Here is a 261-nt window from a genome sequence, read left to right as displayed (position 1 = left end):
AACCCCTGTTACCGCCGTGAAAGGGCGGTGTCCTAGGCCTCTAGACGATGGGGACACATAAATGTGTCACTAGGACAACTGAATTTTTAGACTCGTTTCAGGCGAGCTTTCTTAATAACACTACACTCACTATAAAAATAGTAAGTGGCGTCCCCAAGGGGATTCGAACCCCTGTTACCGCCGTGAAAGGGCGGTGTCCTAGGCCTCTAGACGATGGGGACACATAAATGTGTCACTAGGACAACTGAATTTTTAGACTCG

Annotated in this window: 1 tRNA gene; it reads right to left on the bottom strand. The window is 48.3% G+C overall.

Features of this window, described 5'->3' with window-relative positions:
• Positions 1–145 precede the first annotated feature (145 nt).
• Positions 146–221: transfer RNA gene (locus H4J50_RS19255), tRNA-Glu, on the bottom strand.
• Positions 222–261: the final 40 nt, after the last annotated feature.

Source organism: Colwellia sp. 6M3 (assembly GCF_014077595.1).
Lineage (GTDB): Bacteria > Pseudomonadota > Gammaproteobacteria > Enterobacterales > Alteromonadaceae > Cognaticolwellia.
This window is presented reverse-complemented; position numbering and strand designations above follow the sequence as displayed.